Origin of the sequence: Rheinheimera sp., from assembly GCF_965283995.1 — a bacterium.
Classification (GTDB): domain Bacteria; phylum Pseudomonadota; class Gammaproteobacteria; order Enterobacterales; family Alteromonadaceae; genus Pararheinheimera.
In genome coordinates this window covers 1978676-2001197 of record NZ_CBDIQG010000001.1, presented here as the reverse complement: position 1 = coordinate 2001197, position 22522 = coordinate 1978676, and the positions used below count along the sequence as shown (strand labels likewise).

Below are 22522 nucleotides of genomic sequence, written 5' to 3'. Positions count from 1 at the left end.
TGATATGCCGACCCTAACGCACTTACAACAGCTCGAAGCGGAAAGTATTCAGATCTTCCGTGAAGTAGCGGCCGAATTTGATAATCCGGTCATGCTGTATTCGATTGGTAAAGACTCGTCGGTGCTGCTGCATCTGGCGCGCAAAGCTTTTTATCCGGGCAAGATCCCGTTCCCGCTGCTGCATGTCGATACCGACTGGAAATTCCGCGAGATGATCGCGTTTCGGGATCGCTTGGCTAAAGACTACGATTTTGAATTGATCGTGCACAAAAACCCGGAAGGTCTGGCAATGGGCATGAACCCGTTCACTTTCGGTAGCGCTAAACATACAGACGTGATGAAAACCGAAGGCCTGAAACAAGCGCTGAACAAATATGGTTTTGACGCGGCCTTTGGTGGCGCACGCCGGGATGAAGAAAAATCCCGCGCCAAAGAGCGGATCTACTCATTCCGTGACCAGTACCATCGCTGGGACCCGAAAAACCAGCGGCCTGAGCTGTGGCATACCTATAACGGTCAGGTCAATAAACGCGAAAGTATCCGCGTGTTCCCGCTGTCCAACTGGACTGAACTGGATATCTGGCAATACATCTATCAGGAAAACATCGACATAGTGCCGCTGTATTTTGCTGCGCACCGCCCGGTGGTTGAACGCAATGGCACCATGATTATGGTCGACGATGACCGGATGCCGCTCAATCCGGGCGAAGTACCGGAGCAGAAACTGGTGCGTTTCCGCACTTTAGGTTGTTACCCGCTGACCGGTGCTGTCGAGTCGGAAGCGACGACGTTAACCGGCATTATTGAAGAGATGTTGTTATCGCGTTCCAGTGAACGGCAAGGCCGGGTCATTGACAGCGATTCCAGCGGGTCGATGGAAAAGAAAAAACGTGAGGGCTATTTCTGATGTCAGTGGCAATTGAACTCGAACAGCTGGGGATCGAAGAATACCTCAAGCAGCAACAGCACAAATCATTGCTGAAGTTTTTAACCTGTGGCTCGGTCGATGATGGCAAAAGCACGCTGATTGGCCGTTTGCTGCATGACAGCGCACAGATTTATGAAGACCAGCTGGCGGCTTTGCATAAAGACAGCAAAACGCATGGCACCACCGGTGAAGCCATTGATCTGGCGTTACTGGTCGACGGTTTACAGGCTGAACGTGAGCAAGGTATTACCATCGATGTGGCATACCGGTATTTCTCCACGTCCAAACGCAAGTTTATCATCGCCGACACACCGGGCCATGAGCAGTACACCCGCAATATGGCAACCGGCGCTTCGAACTGCGACCTGGCGATTATTCTGGTCGACGCGCGCTACGGCGTGCAGGTGCAGACCCGCCGCCACAGCTTTATCTGTTCGCTGCTGGGCATTAAGCAGTTTGTCGTGGCCATCAATAAAATGGATCTGGTGGGCTTCTCGGAAGCGCGTTACGACGAGATCCGCCAAGAGTATTTAGCTTTCGCGGCGCAGCTGCAGGTGCCGGATATTCAGTTTGTGCCGCTGTCGGCGTTAAACGGCGACAACGTGGTCAACCGCTCGGCACAAGCACCTTGGTATCAAGGCCCGACGTTGCTGGCACTGTTAGAAGATGCGCCGGTGACTGGCTTTAATCATGCGTTTGAAGCGCGCTTGCCAGTGCAGTATGTCAGCCGGCCGAATCTGGACTTCCGCGGTTTTGCCGGTACTGTCGCATCCGGCAGTTTTAAAGTCGGTGATGCCGTGGTTGCCTTGCCGTCAGGCAAAGGCTCAGTGGTGAAATCCATCGTGACTTTCGATGGCGAATTGCCTGAAGCTTTTGCCGGTCAGGCGGTGACTCTGACGCTGACCGATGAAATAGACATCAGCCGTGGTGATGTGATAGTTCCTGCGCAGCATCATGCCGGCGTGTCGAACCGGATTTTGGCCAAAGTGGTGTGGATGCACGAAGAACCACTGACTATCGGCAAGCAATACAACATCAAACTCGGCACGAAAAAAGTACCAGGCACAGTCACTGCCATTGCGCATAGCATTGATGTGAACACGTTGGAAGAGCATGCCGCTACCGAGCTGAGTCTGAACAGTATCGCGCTGGTTGAGCTGGAACTGACCGAAGCCGTGGTATTTGACCCGTACAGCAAGAACCGCGACACCGGTGGCTTTATTTTTATCGACCGGATCAGCAATATCACCGTCGGTGCCGGCATGGTCGACAGCGCGCTGGCGTCAAACAGCAGCCGTGCTGAGTTCAGTGCTTTTGAGCTGGAATTTAACGCCTTAGTGCGTAAACATTTCCCGCACTGGCAGGCAGTTGATATTAGTAAGTTGTAATAGAAGGCAAACAGCAGATGGGTCAGGATCCAGCGTCAATCAACGCCAATAACATCGTTTGGCAACAACATGCCGTCAGCCGCACCGAGCGCGAAGCGCAGAAACAGCAACAGGCGGTGGTGTTGTGGTTCACCGGCTTAAGTGGTGCCGGTAAATCGACCGTCGCCGGCGCTTTAGAGCAGGCGTTGCTGCAGTGCGGTGCCCACACCTATCTGCTCGATGGTGACAACGTGCGCCATGGTTTATGTGCCGGTTTAGGCTTTAGCGAAGCCGACCGCAACGAGAACCTGCGCCGCGTTGGCGCTGTGGCGGGGCTGATGCTGGATGCCGGCTTGATCGTACTGAGCGCCTTTGTCTCGCCGCTGCGTAGCCAGCGCGATGCTATTCGCGCCAGTTTGCCGGAAGGCCGTTTTATTGAAGTGCATGTGGCAACCTCGCTGGATGTTTGTGAGCAGCGTGACGTCAAAGGCCTTTATCAGAAAGCCCGTCGTGGTGAAATCGCCAATTTCACAGGTATTTCAGACCCTTACGAAGCGCCGCTACAGCCGGAGATTAGCCTCGACACTGGTGTCCTGTCACTGGATGACAGTGTACAGCAGTTGCTGAAATTACTGCAGCAACGTGGCATTATCCAGCCACAATCCTGACAGGGACATATGTGAATGTTAACGACACCCGCTGAGCTCAGCCATTGGTTGCCACAAATCCGCCGCATCAGCATTGATGCTGGTCATGCTATTCTTGAGATTTACAATCAGCCGCAAGCCATTGATGTGCAACATAAAGCCGATGACAGCCCGCTAACCGCGGCCGATTTAGCCGCGCATCAGCTGATCATGCGCGAATTGCAGGCGCTGACACCGCACATTCCGGTGTTGTCCGAAGAAGCCGCAGATATTCCGTGGAGCGAGCGCCAGCACTGGCAACGCTTCTGGCTGGTCGACCCGCTGGATGGCACCAAAGAATTTATCAAACGCAACGGCGAATTCACCGTCAATATCGCACTGATTGACACCGGTGAGCCGGTACTCGGTGTGATCCATGCGCCGGTGCTCGGCAAGACTTACAGCGGCGCACAAGGGCTGGGAGCCTATGTTGCAGACGGCAGCGGTGAGCGCGCGATCCAGGCCATTGCGCCAAAAACCGGTGAAACGGTGCGGCTGGTCGGCAGTAAAAGCCACTATCAGCCTGAAGTTGAGCCGTATCTGGCGCAGTTTCCGCAGCATGAACTGGTGGCTGTTGGCAGTTCGTTAAAGTTCTGTCTGGTCGCCGAGGGCGCTGCGCACATCTATCCCCGCTTTGGCCCAACCATGTTATGGGACACCGGCGCCGGCCATATTATCGCCACCGCCGCCGGCGCTAGCGTCAGCTATGACGGCATCGAAGGCCCGGCTTATCAGCGTGAAAATCTGCGCAACGGCAATTTTGTCGTGCGGGTGGCTTGAGTAGTCCTCGTTCATTGCCCGGATAGATAGCGCGGTGCTGTGTTGTTGCGGATCACCAGCACGGCGTCGAAGCTGCGCGCCAGATAAGCCCGCTGTTCCTGCGCGCCCCAGTCTTTGTAAACATAGAGCTGATGTAACCAGTCGTCGCCCTCACCCGGCTGGTCGGTTTTGGGCAAACGCATAAAGCTAACCGGATGATTCAAATGCATAAACAAGCCCTCCAGCGAAGTGGCTTGATGCGGCGTGACCGCCGTGACATTGCGGTTATTGTCGGCTTGCTGACCTGTCAGCATAAATAATCCGATAGTAAAGAGTTCATCCTGCCATTGCTGATGCAAGTGCATGCCCATCACTTTTTCATTACCGCTGCGCAGCCGCTCCCAGGGAAAGTCTTCTGCAATATGGGCGTTATGTGCCCAGACCAGCATTTTTTCCTGCGGGTAGCGGCGCTGCAACAGACCGGTGATATTCGCCGCCATGCCCAGATCCCGCGCTTCAATCCAGCGGCCGTTTTTGTTGGCTTCGTTTAATTGCGAGTCGATAGCATGCTGATTGGAAATCATCAGCAAATAAGCGAGCTGGCCTTGCGCAGATGTCAGCCCGTCCAGCATGGCGGCAGCCTGCGATAAGCGGGTTTTTAGGTCAGCATGTTGCGCTTTCACTCTGGCACAGGCGGCTGCATCATTGCGAAAACAACTGACACCATCTTTTTGTAATGAAAGGACGTCCAGTGCCAGATTGATGATGTCTGTGCGTTGAGATGCAGTCAGGCTAGCCAGCGCTTGTTGATAAAAACTGCGCATCGTTGATTCGTTTTCAATACCGCTGAGTTGCGGATCAAAGCCTGCCAGCCGTAACGGCCGGTCTGTGTTTTGTGTCTGTTTGATATAGCGAAATAACTCCAATACCTCTTCGGTATGCCAGACGCCAAAAATACAGGAATACATCAGGACATCAGCTGCCACTGCAGCTTGTGGTTCCAAACCCTGGTTGCAGGCAAACATCGAGCTTTCAAAGGCGATCAGATTAAATCCATGGTGTTGATGCAAATACTTAATCAGCCGGGTTTTCAGCTGGTTCATTGAGCCTGAACCATGGCTACTTTCCCCCAGCTGCACAATCCGTGCTTTGCCAATCGCATCTGCAATGGGTTTGAGTTCGGAAAAATCCTGGTCTTGTGTCAGTGATTGCAGCGCGACAGCCTGCTGGCTGACAAACTGCTGTGCGCTGTTCAAATTAGTGGCTGGCGGAGTTACTGGTGTCACCGGAAGCGACGCTGCGCTGTCGCCTCCGCCGCAGCCAGTGATCAGCAAACAACAAAAAAAAGACAGACTCAGTGCCAGTTTTCGGTTTGGTTTGTGTTGAAACTGGTGGGTCAAACGACTGATGCGGATAGTTGTCATAGCTCCCTCTGACGCTGCGGCGTTGTACAGATTTTATTTAAACATCAGGTGAAATAATGGGCAACTACGTAATTAAAATGTTTATTTTTAAGCAGGTTACTACCGGAAATGCAAGCATCAAGACCTGCAAGCCTGGTCTGCAGTCGCTGTGTCGACTCGACCAAAGCAGGGGGAAAAAATCAGCAAATAATACTGTTTTTCTTTACAGCAGAAGACGATAATAGAGATCTCACCCGACAGCATCTGTGGTGCATTGTCTGAGGGTGGTATGCGACCCCGAGGATCGGAATGGTACTGTTACGTCACCTGCATAAAGCGCCTTTGCGTGTGCTCCGGTTACAACGTCGCAAAAGCATGATGCGGATCCGCTTTAGCATGATCCGGCTGCAATGTGCGTTGTCGCAGGAAAAAGCTGAAACCAAGCAGATGCTGCGTATTTACCAGAATTATGTGACCGGGCAGGTCAGTAAGGCTGAATTGCAGCAAGCCAATTCTCAGTTAGCCGACGTGCTGCGTGCTACAGGCTTGGGAGTCTTCGCGATTCTGCCGTTTGCCCCAATCACGATTCCCCTGATCGTTAAATTGGGCCGTAAACTTGGTATTGAAGTGATGCCAAGTGCTTTTGCACCCAAAGACAAATATCTGCATCCAGGCAAATCGAGCAAAGCGCTGTCAGGCCCTGCGACAGCCAAGCCGATTAAGAAGACTGAGAGTTGAGTGGATGTTCAGGTGCTGTTTTTACCGCACCAGTCAGCAGAAAATAACAAAGCCAGCAAATGCTGGCTTTGTCTTAGATGCACGTCTTGCACTTACACAGCGCCAACAGGCATCAGCCTTTAATTGTCATGTAAGCAACAATCGCAATCAACAGTGGGGCAACCACTGCAGCCAGCAGGCGATAGCCTGACAGCACGTGTTTATGCATTTCGTCCTGCAGGATTGGCTTGATTTTGTGCCAGATGGCCCAGCCAACAAACACGGCGGCAAACATACCGCCCAGTGGCATCAGCAGGTTCGAAGCGACGAAGTCCATCAGGTCAAACGGCGTTTTGCCAAAGACTTTCATGCTTTCGGCCATGCTGCCAAACGACAGTGCCGCTGGTACACCCAGAATGACGTAATTGGAAACAGCCACAATTAATGTTGCGGTGCGCCGTGCCATGCCGTATTCATCAATCAGGAAAGCAACCGCTGGTTCGAGAATCGAAATCGATGAAGTGACTGCGGCAAACAGCAACAATGAGAAAAACACCAGCGCCAGTAACTGGCCACCGGCCATTTGTGCAAACAGGGCTGGCATCGTGATAAAGGTCAGGCCAGGACCCGCTGCAGGATCGACATGGAAGGCAAATACCGCCGGCAGAATCATCAGGCCAGCCAGTACAGAAGCCATAGTCGCAAGGCCAGCAATCCACAAACCTGCGTTGACAATTTTGGTTTCTTCGCTCAAATAAGAGCCGTAAGCGATCATCAGACCGGCGCCGACCGACAGCGAGAACACCGCAAGACCCAGCGCATCTAATACCATCTTAATCGACAGTTTGCTCCAGTCCGGCGTTATAAAGTACATCACGCCTTCCATCGCGCCTGGCAGCGTCAGACTGCGGTACACCAGGAATAACATCAACGCGAACAACACTGGCATCAACACCTTACAGATCCGCTCGATACCCGCTTGTACACCGGCGACCACAATCAGCGCCGTGATGGCCATAAAGCCGGCGGTGTAAATGAGGGAGGCTGTCGGATCGGCAATAAAGTTGGTGAAGGTATCACTTAATATTTTGGCGTCAGTGGTTAAGATGTCGCCTTTGACCGCCTCGACAATGTAGGCAATGGTCCAGCCACCGACGACACAATAAAAGCCGAGAATTAAATAGACACAGAGTACCGAGATCCAACCGGCCCAATGCCATTTGCCTTTGCCAAGCACCCGGTAAGCCGAGGTGGCAGATTTTTTGGCGCTGCGGCCAATCATCATTTCCGCCAACATCATGACGACGCCGACAGAAAACACACAAGCCAGGTACACCAGCAAAAACACGCCGCCGCCATTGGCGCCTGCGACATAAGGGAATTTCCAGATTGCACCCAGGCCTACTGCTGAGCCAGCTGCGGCCAGAATAAAGCCGATGCGTGAGCCCCAGTTGCCCCGGGCGATTAATTGATCAGTCATGATGTTCTCGTCGGTGAATCATTCGTTTTAATAATTATGTGGGTTGGTAGGCAACCCCGGTCCTGCTGTTGCGCAGAAGTCAGACAGAGGCAGCAGCAATGTAGAGGAAAGCGCGGGGTAAATGCAACCAAAAAACGCTGAGAAAAGCCGCGCTGCGGTTAGCAACAGGTTAGCAATGCAGCAGGTCATGGTTTTCTGCGGCAGCAGGCGCCAGTGCAGGGTTGGACCAGTTTGTCCGGTTTTCATTTGCTACAAACCGGCAACATTTGACCGGCTGGCGTATCGATGCGATGACAGCTAAGGTTAAAACCGGGAGTCCAGTGGAGTGGCAATGCATGCGGAATTGGTGGTGGTTTATTCTCTGGTGCTGGCTGAGCCCGGCCACCGCCACAACAGTGGTGACGTTGTATGCGTACCACAATGCGCCGCCCTTTGTGATCAACGCAGAGAATGACACTGGGCTGAATTATGATCTGATCCGCGCACTCCAGCAGGAATTGGGCGACCAGTATCAACTGAATCTGCAGCAAATCAGCCGGCCTGAACTGAATCAGCGGCTGGCGGCACGATTACCGACCATTGCCTTGTGGACCAACCCGGCCTGGTTTGTGGCAGATGCAGGGCCTTACCTCTGGTCTGGCACTTTATTCAGCGATCGCGAAGTCTTTGTCTCGCCATATCAACATGCACATAAAATTCAGCAGCTTAATGAACTGACCGGCAGCCGGATTGGTGCTATCCGCGGTTATAGCTATCCGGGTTTGAATGAGTTGATTGCCGAGGGCAAAATCCAGCGCATTGATACCGATTCGGACAAAGAAAATCTGACGCGCTTGCTGGAAAAACAGCTGGAGCATGTAGTGATCACACGCTCCAGCTTTTTATATTACGGGCGGCAAACCCAATATCTCGGTAAGCTGAAAATTACCGGTCAGCCTTATCCGGCCTATCGCCGGCAAATTCTGTTTACCCGGGATTATCAGCAGCTATATCCAGAGTTTGAACAGGCATTGCAGCGACTGACGTTGCAGAAATACTGGCTGGACCGGCTCAGCCTGTACGGCTTAAAACCGCTGTAATAGCAGCCTGCCGCTGCTTGCAGGTGCGCGGACGCCTCAGTACACTGACGCCCCCACCGTCATGGACCATATACCAATGCGTTTAGATAAATTTGTCTGTGATTGCACCGGACTGACGCGTAGTCAGGCTGGCAAACTGATCCGTCAGGGCGAGATCTTGCTTAATGGCGTGTTGTGCAAACAGCCGGCGCAGCAAATCAAAGCCAGCGATGTTGTTTTGCTGGATGACGAGCTACTGCAATTGACCGGGCCGCGTTATATCCTGCTGCACAAACCAACCGGTTATGTCTGTTCGACTGACGACCCGGATCACAACACAGTGTTTGTGCTGCTCGATGAGCCTAACGTCGAAAAACTGCATACCGTCGGCCGGTTAGATTTAGATACTACAGGCTTGCTGCTGATCACCGATGATGGCCAGTGGTCACATAAAATCAGTAGCCCAAAACATCATTGCGCCAAAACCTATCGCGCTTGGTTAGCTGATCCGGTCGAAGACAGCGCTATTGCCTTGTTTGCTGAAGGTGTGATGCTACGCGGCGAAAAAGATCTGACCAAACCGGCACAGCTGGAAATTGTCAGCCCGACCGAATGCCTGTTGACCATTCATGAAGGCCGTTACCATCAGGTCAAACGGATGTTTGCCGCCATTGGCAATAAAGTGGTACGGCTGCACCGCGAACGTGTAGGTTCGCTGGCGCTGGACGAAAGTCTGGCCGAAGGTGAATATCGTTTTCTGAGCGCGGACGAAGTCACCTCATTTAAGTAAGCTTCTAATTTGTAATAAGTATTTAACCCTGACTAAGCGTCAGGGTTAAATACTTTGCGCCTTGCCCCAACGATCCCACATCATTTGATCTCGACTGCTTTTTATTAATCTGGTTTTTCGGTTCGATCCAGCTGTAGGCAGGTCACTTTCTAATTAGAATTTTCTAATATATACTTATATTAAATTTATCTAATGCAGTGTGTGGCGACTATACTGTTCCTGCCTCAGGGAACTATGTCGGGGAGCTATGCCAGAGCACCAGCGAATGGAAATGCTACACAGCAGCAACGCAATACATTGGGAGGCAATATGCAGATGAAAGAACTGGGACAGCAGCTAAGTGCGTCATTGACCGCGCTTTTTACTACGCTTGTCATTGCCATACAGCCGGTGGCAGCGAGCGCAACAGAGTGGCATACGCTAACACCGCAGGCGCAACCGGTATGGCTGGAATTGCCGGCGCTGGTCGAAGCGGTGGCGCAATCGACCATTTCAGCTCAAACCTCAGGCCGCATCATTGAATTGCCATTTGATGTGAACGATCTGGTGCCGCAGGGTGCGGTGGTGGTGCGTTTTACCGATACTGAACAAAAAGCCCGGCTGGCGCAGGCTGAAGCGGCGCTCAGTGAAGCGCAGGTGCGTTTTACCGAGCAGGACAAAGAGCTGAAGCGGGTGCAGCAAATTCATCAGCAGGGGCTGGTCGCCAAAGCTGCACTGGATTTGGCACAGGCCAACTTTAATGCCGCCAAAGCCCGCCAACAACAAGCCAGTGCCGCTGCCAGTGCAGCAAAAGAGCAGCTAGAGCAAACCGTGGTGCGAGCGCCTTACAGTGGGATTTTACAGCAGCGACTGGTCGAGCTGGGCGAACTGGCGACGGTCGGCAAACCATTGTTGGTCGGCCTGAGTCTGGAACACTTACGTTTAACGGCGCAGTTACCGCAACAACAATTACAGGCTGCGCGGCAAAGTAACGCGGCCGAGCTGCAATTGGTCAATGGCAGTCAGCTCAGTCTGGGCGCGCCGGATCTGACCATCGCCCCGCAAGGCAATGCGCTCAGCCATAGTTTTCTGCTGCGACTGAAATTACCAGTCGCTGATTACAGCGCCCAGCAACTGTATCCGGGCAGCTGGACCACACTGAAACTGCAAACCGGCAGTCAGCAGCAATTACTGTTACCAGCCAGCGCCGTGTTATGGCGCGGTGAAGTGGCGATGGTGTATCTGCAGCAGCCATCCAAGCCGCAGTTACAACCGGTGCGGGTGTTACGACTGCATCAGCAGCAATATCAGCTCTTATCGGGTCTCAGTGCCGGGCAGAAGATAGCGTTGGATGCGCAGGCGATGCTGCAAAGCCTGCAACCGGCGGCTAATGCGACAGTGCAGGAGTCAAAATAATGCAACTGGGCATCTCCGGCCGTTTAGCGGCAGCCTTTAAACAAAATCAGATCACGCCACTGCTGGCGCTGGTCAGTTTGTTGCTCGGGCTGTTTGCGGTGCTGGTCACACCGCGTGAAGAAGAACCGCAAATTGAAGTGACATTTGCCAATGTATTTATTGCTTATCCCGGCGCTTCGGCTGCCATGGTGGAGCAGCAAGTCGCAGTGCCGGCGGAAAAAATCATCGCCGAAATTGCCGGCGTCAAACATGTGTATTCAGTGTCTGAACCTGGCCGTACTGTGCTGACCGTGCAGTTTGAAGTCGGCGAAAAACGCACCGACGCCTTAGTGCGCTTATACAACGCTTTTTACGCCAAAGCCGACTGGCAGCCCGCAGCCGCCAATATTGGCCCAGTGCTGATTAAACCCAAAGGCATCGATGATGTGCCGGTGTTTGCCGTCACGCTGTGGAGTAAAAACCCGCAGCTTGGCCGCGCTGAATTACAAGCCGCCGCCAATCTACTGGAAGAACAGCTGCAGCAAGTACCCGGCAGCCGCGATATTTATACGATCGGCCGTCAGGCCGAGCAGGTCAGCGTGCGGCTGGACCCAGCGCGGTTAGGCGCTTATCAGCTGTCGTTACCGCAATTAAGCCAAGCGTTACAGCAAGCAGGGACAGTGCGCAGCAGTCAGGCGATGCTGGCGCCGCAACAGCTGGTGCAGCTGGAAAGTGGCAGTTTTTTATCCAGCGCCGATGAAGTGGCGCAGCTGGTGGTTGCAGTGCGTAGCGGTACACAAGGTGAATTGCTACCGGTTTACTTACGCGACGTTGCCGACATCAGTCGCGGTGTGGCTGAACCTGATACCTATGTGCAGCATCTGCAGCCGGTTGGTTCGGATAATAACGCAGTGAGTTCTGCTGCCGTCACTGTAGTCGTGGCGAAACAACCGGGTTTTAATGCGGTGGATGTCACTGCTGCATTACAGGACAAACTGGCACAGCTGCAACAGAGTTACTTAAGTCAGGATATCGAACTCAGTATCAGCCGCGATTATGGCCTGACCGCCAAAGATAAAGCCGACACGCTGATCCATAAACTTGTTTTTGCCACCGCTTCGGTGGTGTTGCTGGTCGGTTTCGCACTCGGCAAACGCGAAGCCATAGTCGTCGGTGCGGCTGTCGTGATCACGCTGGCGCTGACGTTATTTGCATCCTGGGCCTATGGTTTTACGCTGAACCGGGTGTCATTGTTTGCGCTGATTTTCTCTATCGGTATTTTGGTCGACGATGCCATTGTCGTGGTGGAGAACCTGCACCGCCATTGGCTATTAGGTGGCAAACCGCTGTCTGAGGCGGTGCCGCTGGCGGTCGAAGAAGTCGGCAGCCCGACTATTCTGGCCACTTTCACCGTCATCGCCGCATTGCTGCCGATGGCTTTTGTCAGCGGTTTGATGGGGCCTTACATGAGCCCTATTCCGCTTAATGCCAGTATGGGCATGCTGATCAGTCTACTGGTCGCCTTTATTTTCACGCCCTGGTTATTCCTGAAAATGTTTGCCAACCGCATGCCGGCAGCCGGCGCACACCATGCACAGGATGAAAAACTCGAGCATTTCTTCCGCCGCCTGATGCAGCCGATGCTGCGGGCGCGGGCAGGGCGCAGTAACCGGGTGAAACTGCTGGTGGGCTTACTGGCCGCGATCACGATGTCGGTGCTGCTGGTGACCAGTCAGCAAGTGGTGCTGAAAATGCTGCCGTTTGATAACAAATCTGAGTTTCAGGTGGTGGTGGATTTGCCTGAAGGCAGCACGCTGGAGCAAACCCAGGCCGTGCTGAATCAGGTGAGTCAGGCGCTTTTGACCTTGCCGGAAGTCACCCATTTACAGACTTACGCCGGCACCGCCGCCCCGATGAATTTTAACGGCCTGGTACGGCAATATTATCTGCGTCAGCTGCCCTGGCAGGGTGACGTGCAGGTCAATCTGCAAGACCGCCATCAACGCGACGAGCAAAGCCATGCTATTGCGCTGCGAGTGCGGCCGCTTTTGAGCAAACTTGAACAAACAACAGGCGCCAGCATCAAGCTGGTGGAAGTGCCACCCGGACCGCCGGTGATGGCGCCACTGGTCGCCGAAGTTTATGGCCCGGATTATCAGGCACAGCTCAAAGCCGCGACGCAGCTACAACAGCAGTTTGCAGCGACACCTCTGTTGGTTGATATTGACAGCACGGTCGAAGCGCCGCAGCCACGCTGGCAGTTGGTGGCGGATCAGCAAAAAGCGGCGCTGCTGGGCGTGTCAGTCGAGGCGATTAATCAGACTTTACAGATGGCCGTATCCGGTCATACCGCTACTTTTGTCCGTGACGACCACAAGCGCCAACTGACGCCGGTCGAGCTGCAACTGGGCGAAGGCGTGCTGGCCAACTGGACAGCGCTTGGCCAGTTACCGGTGGTGAGCCAAACCGGCCAGCTGATTGCGTTGTCTGAACTGACGCGCAAAGTCGAAACCACGCGGGAAAACACGATTTATCGCAAAGACTTACGCCCTGTGGTGTTTGTTACAGCCGATCTGGCCGGTGGCCCGGACAGCCCGCTATACGGTATGCTCGATGTCAAAGCTACGCTGTCACAGGGCGACGCCGCGCCTACCCAGCAACTGTTCAGCGTGCCAACGGATACCGACCAAATCAGTATCAAGTGGGACGGCGAGTGGCAAATCACTTTTGAGACTTTCCGCGACATGGGTATCGCTTATGGCGTCGGCCTCATCATGATTTATTTGCTGGTGGTGGCGCAGTTTAAATCCTACGGCGTGCCGTTGATGATCATGGCGCCTATTCCGCTGACGATTATTGGCATTATGCCGGGCCATTGGCTGCTCGGCGTGCAGTTCACTGCCACATCGATGATTGGCATGATTGCGCTGGCCGGTATAATCGTGCGTAACTCGATTTTGCTGGTCGATGCCATACAACAACAAACGTCAGCCGGTGTAGAGCTGGAGCAAGCAGTGGTGCACGCTTCAGCGGTGCGGGCACGGCCCATTATCCTGACCGCACTGGCGGCGATGTTAGGCGCGATGTTTATTCTGGACGACCCGATCTTCGGTGGTCTGGCGGTGGCGCTGATTGCCGGCTTAGGCGTGTCGACGGTGCTGACGCTGGTGGTGATCCCGGTGGTGTATTACGCCTATCACTATCAGCGCGTTTGATCCTGCCTAGAAAAAATCATACTGCATCACCGCAACCCAATGGTTCTCATAGAACTCGCGGTGATGCAGCTCCCAGCCCAACTTTTCGTAAAACGCCTGCTGGTCTTCGGTAAACAAATACAGCTTCCTGAGCTCGCGCTGGCGCGCTTCTGCCATCACCTGCTTCACCACTTGTTTGCCTAAGCCTTTGCCGCGTTGTAGCGGGTGAATATAGATATTGGCAAGCCAAGGGCTTAACTGTTGATTCGTCGTCATATCCGATAGCAACAAAGACGCAGTGCCAATCGCTGCACCCTGTTCATCCAGTAGCACCCAGGTTTGCGGTAGTCCATCCTGCTGCAGCGACTCGCGCAGGTCAGCGGCGAAATCCTCCACCGATTTATGCGGGAATAAAGCGTGCCATTCATCAAAGTGCCAGCTTGCGATAGTCGGGATAAAGTCAGCACATTCAAGCAGATTCAGCAGTTGCATCGGGCGTTTTGATCTTCAACAAATTCAGTTGCCGCAGTTTAGCAGAGGCCTGATGATTTCAGAATAATCTTAATTGATTCAGTGGTTAAGCGTTAAAAAAAGGTTGCATAGCCCATTGGCACTTCGAGACAACTGTTGATAAGATCGCGACAGAACCTATGGAAGATTGGCGCAAACATGTATCAGTTACTGCAGTTGTTTCCGAGCCAGGTACTCAAAGTAACCTGGCCGCAAGCGCAACGTTTAAATCCGGCATTAATTGCTGAAGTGCTGAACTTGAGGGGCCAGTTACCTTCAGTCAGTAAAACTAATGTCGGTGGCTGGCATTCACCTTCGGTGCTACAAGAGCGGAACGAACCGGCGCTGCGTGAGTTTACCGACACGCTACCCGCTCATTTGTCGGCCTGGGCGCAACAATTTTTCGCCCTCGAGACACCACTGGACCCGGAACTATGGCAAATGGAGATCTGGGCGAACTGCAATGAAACCGGCCATTTTAATAAAGCGCATGATCATTTCCGTAGCGGCGTTGTCGTCAGTGCATTTTATTATGTGCGTTGTGGCGGCGCCGGTGTCGGCGGCGAAACAGTGTTTATTAATCAACAAAGTTGCCCGCTGAATATTCATAGTCCGGTGCCGTTACGTGAGCAGAGTTTCGCCGTGACGCCCGAAGATGGCGATATGTACATCTTCCCGAGCTGGCTGGGGCACCGGGTGAACCCGTATCTGGGTCAGCAAACCCGGATCAGTCTGGCGCTGAATGCCTGGCATCCGGCACTGAATGTGCGGAAAAAAACCGATAAACAGCGTTTTGCCGGATTACGGCAGGTGCTGCGGAAAATCCGTCGTTGATGCCATACCGACAGCTTGGAGCAGATAATTTCGGGCTGTCATCTCTGATATCGGGCGGTTGACCGCAGTCCCTGCACACAAATGCCCAAAAGGCCGGTCCGGTGGGCTACAAGCTATCTAGCTCAATTGCCCAAGGACTAATGATGATGCCCCTATTAAAACCACGGTTAAAACCGCTATGTGTCGCTACGTTGCTGAGCCTGGCAGTGCCCGTCGCTGCTGAACCTGCCACAGCACCGGAATTTATTGATACCTTTGCCAAAATTTTTGGAGAACATCCCGGCGTGCGCAAAGGCCACGCTAAAGGTATTTGTGTCGCCGGCGACTTTCAGGGTGCTGCGGCCATCCAACCCTATAGTAAATCTGTGCTATTCAGTGGTGATACTTACCCGTTACTGGGGCGTTTTTCGATGGCCGGTGGTAATCCCAAAGCCGCCGAAAACAGCCGCTCACCGCGTGGATTGGCGCTGCAAATCAAGCTCAATAATGGCGAGCTGCAGCATTTCGCGCTGTTGTCGACGCCGATGTTTGGCGCCAAAGATCCGGAGTCATTTCTTGGTCTGTTAAAAACGCTGATCCCAGGCCCAGACGGTAAACCAGACATGGCGAAAGTGGCAGCCTACCGCGCCGCTCATCCGGATACGCAGGCGCAGGCCAAATATCTGGCCAGCACACCACCGCCGGCCAGCTATGCCAATACGCCATATTTTGGCCTGCATAGTTTTATGCTGAGTAATCAAAATGAGCAGCAGCAGGCGGTGCGCTGGCAGCTGCAACCGGTCGATGGCGTGAAAGGGTTAAATGCAGCTGAAATTGCCGCCAAACCCAGCGAATTCCTGCAACAGCGACTGGCAAAGCAGCTCCAGCAGGGGCCGGTGCAATTTAAGCTGCAACTGGTGTTGGCCGAAGCCGGTGATAATTTGCTCGACCCTTCAATCGTCTGGCCTGCGTCGCGCAAAACGCTGGATGCCGGTTTGGTGACGCTGCGCACGCAGGGTGACAATGCCTGCGACAGCATCAATTTTGACCCTAATGTGCTGAGTAACGGCATCAGCCCCAGTGCCGATCCCATCCTGGCGATGCGCTCGGCAGCCTACGCGATTTCCTTTGGTAAGCGCCTGACCGGCCACTGATTTTTCTGGCGAAACTCACCAAAGCGAAAGCCACTGCAAACGTATGCAGTGGTTTTGCACCAAAGCGGTGCTATTCGCGGTACGCTGACTTCGACTAAGCTGAGGCGGTCTTTATTTACCGGAGCCGCCCATGGCCAAATCAACGCTGCGTACCGCCTTTTCCCCTGTCGCTTTTGCCTGTCGCCATGCTGTACCTGCACTGAAGGTTTCCTTGCTGGTTGCGTTGTTGTCAGCCTGCCAGCCAGCGCCTGAAGCCAGTAAGCCTGTTAGCGCGGTTGTCACTGCGCCAATGACCACCGAAGCAAAAACCAGCCAGACGCAGACTGCCGCAGCCACCAAACCCTGGTGGCAGGACGCGGTGTTTTATCAGATTTGGCCACGCAGTTTTGCCGACAGCAACGGCGATGGCACCGGCGATTTTAATGGCATCGCACAGAAGCTGCCGTATTTGGTGGATTTAGGCGTCAATGCGCTGTGGCTGACGCCGATGTTTGCAGCACCGAGTTACCACGGCTATGACTTTACCGAGTTTTATCAGGTCGAAACGGACTACGGCAGCCAGCAAGAATTCAAAGCGCTGATTGATGCAGCCAAAGCAAAAAATATTCGTATTATCCTCGACTTAGTGATTAACCATATCTCAGACCAACACGATTGGTTCAAACGTTCCGCCGCCGGTGAAGCGCCGTATAAAGACTACTTTATCTGGCGCAAAGACCTGCCAACCGACGGCTGGGGCCCGGCCTGGGATGCCAGCAAAACCGACCCTAAAGTGGTCTGGCATTATCATGAAGGCCGTAAAGAATACTATTACGCTGCTTTTGGCGCATCACAGCCGGATCTGAATCTGACCCATCCGGAAGTGGTCGCTGAGATGAAAAAAATGGCGAAATACTGGCTGGACATGGGCGTAGCAGGTTTTCGCTTAGACGCGGTGCGTTATGCCATTGAAACCGGGCCGGATGGTCAGGCCGATACTGCGGAAACTATTGAATACTGGAAAGATTTCACCCAATACGTCAAAACGGTGCAGCCCGATGCGATGCTGGTCGGTGAAGCCTGGGCCGACCTGCCGGTCGCCGCCAAATACGCCGGCGATGGCAAAGCACTGGATGCCGGTTTTGATTTTGAATTTGGTTATAAAGTGCTGGAATTGCTGCAAGGTAACGGTGGGGTCAAAGCTGAATTTGGCACTATGAACAATGCTGCCAGTGCCGCCGCGACCGAACCATTGTTGCAGGCCAATTTCAACGCGCGCAAAGCCGCCGGTGTCGCCATGGGGTACTTCAGTCCGTTTTTAACCAACCACGACCAACCGCGGCTGGGCTGGCAGTTACAGGGCGATCAGGCCAAAGCCAAGCTGGCGGCCGCGATGCTGCTGACCTCACCCGGTAGTACTTATCTGTATTACGGCGAAGAAATTGGCCTGAATCAGGCGTCGGATGCTGAACATATTCAGCGCCGCGCGCCGATGCTGTGGGACCAAAGCCCGCAGGCTGGTTTCACCACTGCCGCCAATGCCTGGGTGCAATCAGACCAACTATTCCCGCCGCAGCGCGAAACCAGCTGGTGGGCGCCGTTCCTGCAAGCGCAGCTGGCCGCAAAAGTGACGGTGGCAGACCAACAGCAGGACGCCAAATCACTGTGGTCGCTGTACAAATTCCTCATCGCGCAAAAACAACAACGCGCAGAGTTTGGCGTTGCCGGCAGCTATGAAGCAAAAGCGCTGAACGGCGGCAAATTGCTGCAAATCAGTCGCGAACTTGCAGGGAAAAAGAGCATTGTGTTGCTGAATCTGTCGGCAGAGCCACAGGCGGTTCCGGCTGAATTACTGCAGGATAACAACTTGCAAAACGGCTGGAACGAAGCCGCTGCCGACGCCACACAGCTGGCGGCCTGGCAGCTGCGCAGCTGGTTTAACTGAGCATCCGGCAGCGGTTCCGACCGCTGCCATTTTCCGGGTTTGGTGCCCTGGTTCCGAGCTAGTCCCCCGGTCCCCTGTGACTGATGTTGGTCGCACCCCATTTGTGTGGTAGTGCAGTGACAGCGGACTTTTTAAAGGGCCGGGCGCCGCTTCTGTCGCAGCTTTTGGTTTTTCGCTGGCAATCTGGCTGCGGCGTTCTACCTTTAACGTTTCAGTCGTTGTGAATAAGCGAACTCTAACATTGCAGCAGTCCAATATACCTTCCTGGTTACAACAGCAAAAACTCCAAATCACCGGCCAGTTTCTCGACTCGTTATGGCGCGATTTATTAATCCTGACGGCGGTGGTGTTGCCGGTGTCATTGTTGCGGATCTTCCAAACAGGCTGGCTCAATCTGTACGCCGTACATCTGACCATTGCCACAGTCGTCATTGTCACGGCGCTGAACCGGCAACGTTTATCAGTACAGTTAAAAGGCTTTTTGATTATCACCGTGATGCTGGTGTTGGGCGCGGGTGGTTTGTACAGCTTTGGTCTGGCGGCCAACGGTACTTTCTGGTTGATTTGTGGCTGCCTCATCACCGGTTTTTTGTATTCAGCCCGCACTATGTATTTGGTTTGTGCGTTGGCGCTGACCATCTTCCTGACGATTTTTGCCGGCTATAGCAGCGGACTGCTACATACCCAAACCAATCTCGATGTATACATGCAGAGCATCAGCGCCTGGCTGAATTTCCTGCTGACCGCGGTGATGATGGTGTTTATCCTGCATCGCGCGGTACAGGCGCAACAACAGCAATTGATGGCGGTGACACAGCATCAGTACCGGCAATGGCTGGATGATTTACCGCTGGCGCTGGAAGTGGTCGACCTGCAGCAGAAAACTTATTACCACAATCACGCTGCCAGCCGTTTGTTTGGTCAGGATAGTCAGGCCGGCGTGCCGCTGCAGATGATGGCGCACCTGCGTGATAAAACCAGCGGCATGCCAATGCGGGCTGCTCAGTTACCGGCGATGGCGGCACTGCGCGGTGAAAACCTGTTTATCGATGCCGCGTTGCTGCAAACCAGCAGAGGTGAGACTGTGGTGCGCTGCTGGGGCTGGCCCGGATATCTTGAAACGGGTGAGATCGGCTATGGCATCACCGTATTTGAAGACATCAGCCGCCAGGCGCTGGCTGAACAACATAAAAACGAATTTATCGCCAACGTCAGCCATGAATTGCGCACCCCACTGACCGCGATCCGTGCCAGTATCGGTTTAATTATGGGCGGCGCTTTGGGCGACATTCCAAAACGCGCCGAAGAAATGGCACGGATCTGCCAGCAAAATTCCGAGCGGTTGTTGTTTTTAGTCAATGACTTACTTGACCTGCAAAAGATTGAACAAGGCAAGCTGGAAGTGACTGCGATCCCGGTTGATGCCAGTCAGTTACTGCGCGCCTGTGCGCAGAATCTGCAGGGATATGCTGAGGAATTTGGCTCCAAAATCCTGTTTAACGACCAGGCGCCGCATGCGGTGGTGAATCTGGACCCGGACCGGCTGCAGCAAGTGATTGCGAATCTTTTATCCAATGCCGTGAAGTTCTCGCCAAGACATAGCGTGGTGATGATGTGGGCGCGCTGCGAGAACCATCAGCTGATTATCGGCGTACAGGACCAGGGGCATGGCATTCCGGCCGCGCAGCAGAGTAAAATTTTTGAGCCTTTTGTACAGCTGGAGCCGCAACCTGATCAAAGCCATCCCGGCACCGGTCTTGGTTTGTCGATTAGTAAAAAACTGGTGGAATATATGGGCGGGCAGATTAGTTTCAGCAGTCAGGAAGGCCTCGGTACTACCTTTGAATTGCGCTTTGCGTTGCTGGTTAATCCTTAACAGCCGCCGATGAATACTGGGCTCAGAAACCAAATAAATCTGGTGTCGAGGGCGGTTGATCGGCTTCGAGGCTGGCGTCGGGTTTACCGGCCAGCCGCGCCGCGTCACGCCGGGCGCGGCGTTGTTCCAGCAGTTTCAGAATGCGGGCGCGTTCGGCGGCCGGTTTCTGATGCCAGTTAAAGCGTTCATCCCGCGAGCGCAGACACCCCATGCAATAACCGCGGTTATTGCTCTGGCACACCCCGATACAGGGGTTGGGTAAGTCAAACAGCTCGAGTTGGTCCATAGCACCTGATGTGGTGGCAGCGCCGGCCTGAATCGCGGATCCCTTGAGTCTACCCAATCTGCAGCCACACTGCCAAGCCGCTGAGCTTGTTGATTCTGTCGCCAAGCCCTGTACAAATGTTAATCCATGGCCGTTTTGACGGCTGATTTCGCCAAAACGGAAAATAACTGTTGACTTAGGCCATGCAGACGGCTATTTCTAATAGCGTTTCGCTATGACCAAGTTGTCATCGCCATTTTCAGACATATAACCAACAGAGTTATTGCTACAAACATTATGCGTAAAACAACCATCCTGAACATTATTGTGGTCCTCGTAAACGTGGTGATTATTAGTCGCCGCGGGGGCTGCTGTTTGGGACTGAGACCGTAAAATAATCAGATTCCAACAAAACCCCCGCACCGCAAGGTCCGGGGGTTTTGTACTTTCTGGGCCTGTGAAAAACATGCAGGCGGCGGGAATTGGCGGATTAGCACAGCGACGACAGCCGGCACGGGCCGGACAGACAGAGGATACGGGTATGACAGGCGCAGAATTGGTAGTGAAATTATTAACAGAGCACGGTGTACATTCCGTGTTCGGTTATCCGGGCGGGGCTATTATGCCGATCTACGACGCGCTCTATCAAAGCCCGGTCAAACACTACCTGTGCCGTCACGAGCAAGGCGGCGGTTTCAGCGCCATCGGTTATGCCCGCGCCAGCGGTCAGACAGGCGTTTGCCTCGCCACTTCCGGCCCTGGTGCGACCAACCTGATCACTGCTTTAGCCGATGCGCTGCTGGATTCGGTGCCGGTGGTTGCCATCACAGGCCAGGTGTCACAAGCGGTCGCCGGCACTGATGCCTTTCAGGAAGTCGACGTATTGGGCCTGAGCCTGACCTGCACCAAACACAGTTTTTATGTACGCGATGTCGCCGATTTAGCGGCGACTTTGCGCGAAGCTTTTGTATTAGCCCAAAGCGGCCGCCCTGGCCCGGTACTGGTTGATATCCCAAAAGACGTGCAGTTGGCGCCAGTGGATTACCAGCCGCTGCATTTGACCACAGCGACTGCTGCGCCAGATTGCTCCGGCCTGGCCACACAGATCGCTGCGGCCCGCACGCTGTTACAGCAAGCGCAAAAACCGATGGCTTACATCGGCGGCGGCGTGCATATGGCCGATGCGCTGCCGGAACTCAATGCCTTTTTAACCGCCACCGGCATGCCGTCGGTCACCACGTTAAAAGCGATGGGTTCGGTAGAAAAAACCAATCCGTTGTATTTAGGCATGCTCGGCATGCACGGCACGCAGGCGGCAAATATCGCCGTGCAACAAACTGATTTGCTGGTCTGTTTAGGTGCGCGTTTTGATGACCGGGTGACTGGCAACCTGAAGAAATTCGCGCCTGAAGCCAAAGTGATTCATATCGATATCGACCCTTGTGAGATCAACAAGTTACGTATTGCTGATGTTGCGATGCTGGGCGATTTAAAAGCGCTGTTACCTGCAATGACAGAGCCCGCCATCACAACAGCTGGTGATTACAGCCAATGGCAGGCGCACTGCAGCGCGCTCAAGCAACAACACGGCTGGCGCTACGACCATCCGGGCGAGCGCATCTTCGCGCCGTTATTACTGAAACAGCTGAGCGAACGCATGCCGGACAATTCGGTGGTCAGCTGCGACGTTGGCCAGCACCAGATGTGGGTGGCGCAGCACATGCGCTTTAACTCGCCGCGCAATCATTTATCCAGCGGTGGCCTCGGCACTATGGGCTTTGGCTTGCCAGCGGCGATTGGCGCCAAAATCTCGCGGCCGCAGGATACCAGCGTGCTGGTGACCGGCGACGGCTCTTTTATGATGAACGTGCAGGAACTGGCGACCATTAAACGCTTTCGCCTGCCGGTCAAAATCGTTGTGATCGACAACCAGCGCCTTGGCATGGTGAAACAATGGCAACAGCTGTTTTTCGCCGGCCGTTATAGCGAAACGGATTTATCCGACAACCCGGATTTTGTCTCTTTAGCCGCTGCTTTTGCCATTCCCGGCCACAGCATCAGCCATAAAGACGAAGTGGAATCGGCCTTAGACGCCATGTTCAGCTGGCCAGGCCCATATTTGTTACACGTACGCATCGACGAAACGGACAACGTCTGGCCATTAGTACCGCCAGGTGCCGCCAACCACGACATGATGACCGACTTACCCCAGTGGGAGGAATAA

Annotated in this window: 18 protein-coding genes; 14 read left to right on the top strand and 4 right to left on the bottom strand. The window is 53.9% G+C overall.

The annotated features are described in order from the left end of the window. The first annotated feature begins 4 nt into the window (after positions 1-4). The 4 genes from cysD to cysQ are packed head-to-tail and all read left to right on the top strand — an operon-like array spanning position 5 to position 3761. Positions 5-907 (top strand): sulfate adenylyltransferase subunit CysD, encoded by a 903-nt coding sequence (cysD, locus tag ACQ66Q_RS09180; protein ID WP_430456513.1) that lies wholly within the window; start codon positions 5-7, stop codon positions 905-907. Next, positions 907-2316: a sulfate adenylyltransferase subunit CysN gene (gene cysN, locus ACQ66Q_RS09175; RefSeq protein WP_430456512.1), complete on the top strand. Its 1410-nt coding sequence runs from the start codon at positions 907-909 to the stop codon at positions 2314-2316. Before cysD ends, cysN begins: the two co-directional genes overlap by 1 nt. A 17-nt stretch (positions 2317-2333) precedes the next feature. Continuing rightward, positions 2334-2963, top strand: coding sequence for an adenylyl-sulfate kinase (gene cysC, locus ACQ66Q_RS09170; RefSeq protein WP_430456511.1), 630 nt, complete (start codon positions 2334-2336; stop codon positions 2961-2963). A gap of 15 nt (positions 2964-2978) precedes the next feature. Further along, positions 2979-3761 carry a 3'(2'),5'-bisphosphate nucleotidase CysQ gene (gene cysQ, locus ACQ66Q_RS09165; RefSeq protein ID WP_430456510.1) on the top strand — a complete coding sequence of 261 codons (783 nt, stop codon included), beginning with the start codon at positions 2979-2981 and terminating at the stop codon, positions 3759-3761. A gap of 11 nt (positions 3762-3772) precedes the next feature. Here the strand turns inward: cysQ and ACQ66Q_RS09160 are convergent, their stop codons facing one another. Continuing rightward, positions 3773-5164 carry an erythromycin esterase family protein gene (locus ACQ66Q_RS09160; protein ID WP_430456509.1) on the bottom strand — a complete coding sequence of 464 codons (1392 nt, stop codon included), beginning with the start codon at positions 5162-5164 and terminating at the stop codon, positions 3773-3775. A 288-nt stretch (positions 5165-5452) separates the two neighbouring features. Here ACQ66Q_RS09160 and ACQ66Q_RS09155 point away from each other — a divergent pair, with 288 nt between their 5' ends. Further along, complete coding sequence (locus ACQ66Q_RS09155) at positions 5453-5881, top strand: hypothetical protein (protein WP_430456508.1); 429 nt, start codon at positions 5453-5455, stop codon at positions 5879-5881. Positions 5882-5993: 112 nt separating this feature from the next. Here ACQ66Q_RS09155 and ACQ66Q_RS09150 read toward each other — a convergent pair whose 3' ends face one another. Continuing rightward, positions 5994-7340 (bottom strand): sodium-dependent transporter, encoded by a 1347-nt coding sequence (locus ACQ66Q_RS09150; protein ID WP_430456507.1) that lies wholly within the window; start codon positions 7338-7340, stop codon positions 5994-5996. Positions 7341-7675: 335 nt separating this feature from the next. On the opposite strand from ACQ66Q_RS09150, the gene ACQ66Q_RS09145 reads away from it, so the two are divergent. The 4 genes from ACQ66Q_RS09145 to ACQ66Q_RS09130 all read left to right on the top strand — a co-directional run bounded on the left by ACQ66Q_RS09145 (position 7676) and on the right by ACQ66Q_RS09130 (position 13777). Further along, positions 7676-8419 carry a substrate-binding periplasmic protein gene (locus tag ACQ66Q_RS09145; protein ID WP_430456506.1) on the top strand — a complete coding sequence of 248 codons (744 nt, stop codon included), beginning with the start codon at positions 7676-7678 and terminating at the stop codon, positions 8417-8419. Between the two features lie 76 nt (positions 8420-8495). Next, positions 8496-9188, top strand: coding sequence for a 16S rRNA pseudouridine(516) synthase RsuA (gene rsuA / locus ACQ66Q_RS09140; RefSeq protein ID WP_430456505.1), 693 nt, complete (start codon positions 8496-8498; stop codon positions 9186-9188). A 309-nt stretch (positions 9189-9497) separates the two neighbouring features. After that, entirely contained in the window at positions 9498-10583 is a 1086-nt protein-coding gene (locus ACQ66Q_RS09135) for an efflux RND transporter periplasmic adaptor subunit (protein WP_430456504.1), read from the top strand. Further along, entirely contained in the window at positions 10583-13777 is a 3195-nt protein-coding gene (locus ACQ66Q_RS09130; RefSeq protein ID WP_430456503.1) for an efflux RND transporter permease subunit, read from the top strand. Before ACQ66Q_RS09135 ends, ACQ66Q_RS09130 begins: the two co-directional genes overlap by 1 nt. A 6-nt stretch (positions 13778-13783) precedes the next feature. On the opposite strand, the gene ACQ66Q_RS09125 is transcribed toward ACQ66Q_RS09130, so the two are convergent. Continuing rightward, a complete protein-coding gene (locus ACQ66Q_RS09125) occupies positions 13784-14248 on the bottom strand; it encodes a GNAT family N-acetyltransferase (RefSeq protein WP_430456502.1) in 465 nt (154 codons plus the stop codon). A 177-nt stretch (positions 14249-14425) separates the two neighbouring features. On the opposite strand from ACQ66Q_RS09125, the gene ACQ66Q_RS09120 reads away from it, so the two are divergent. The 4 genes from ACQ66Q_RS09120 (at position 14426) to ACQ66Q_RS09105 (ending at position 20033) form a co-directional block, all read left to right on the top strand. Then, the gene (locus ACQ66Q_RS09120; RefSeq protein WP_430456501.1) at positions 14426-15100 is read left to right on the top strand and encodes a putative 2OG-Fe(II) oxygenase; all 675 of its coding nucleotides are present in this window, start codon (positions 14426-14428) and stop codon (positions 15098-15100) included. Positions 15101-15240: 140 nt separating this feature from the next. Continuing rightward, positions 15241-16233: a catalase family peroxidase gene (locus ACQ66Q_RS09115; RefSeq protein ID WP_430456500.1), complete on the top strand. Its 993-nt coding sequence runs from the start codon at positions 15241-15243 to the stop codon at positions 16231-16233. A 130-nt stretch (positions 16234-16363) separates the two neighbouring features. Beyond that, on the top strand, positions 16364-18157 hold the full coding sequence (locus ACQ66Q_RS09110; protein ID WP_430456499.1) for an alpha-amylase family glycosyl hydrolase: 1794 nt from the start codon (positions 16364-16366) through the stop codon (positions 18155-18157). Positions 18158-18398: 241 nt separating this feature from the next. Beyond that, positions 18399-20033 (top strand): sensor histidine kinase, encoded by a 1635-nt coding sequence (locus tag ACQ66Q_RS09105; protein WP_430456498.1) that lies wholly within the window; start codon positions 18399-18401, stop codon positions 20031-20033. Between the two features lie 22 nt (positions 20034-20055). Here the strand turns inward: ACQ66Q_RS09105 and ACQ66Q_RS09100 are convergent, their stop codons facing one another. Beyond that, a complete protein-coding gene (locus ACQ66Q_RS09100) occupies positions 20056-20319 on the bottom strand; it encodes a DUF1289 domain-containing protein (protein ID WP_377246390.1) in 264 nt (87 codons plus the stop codon). A gap of 520 nt (positions 20320-20839) precedes the next feature. Here ACQ66Q_RS09100 and ilvG point away from each other — a divergent pair. Beyond that, positions 20840-22522, top strand: coding sequence for an acetolactate synthase 2 catalytic subunit (gene ilvG / locus ACQ66Q_RS09095; protein ID WP_430456497.1), 1683 nt, complete (start codon positions 20840-20842; stop codon positions 22520-22522).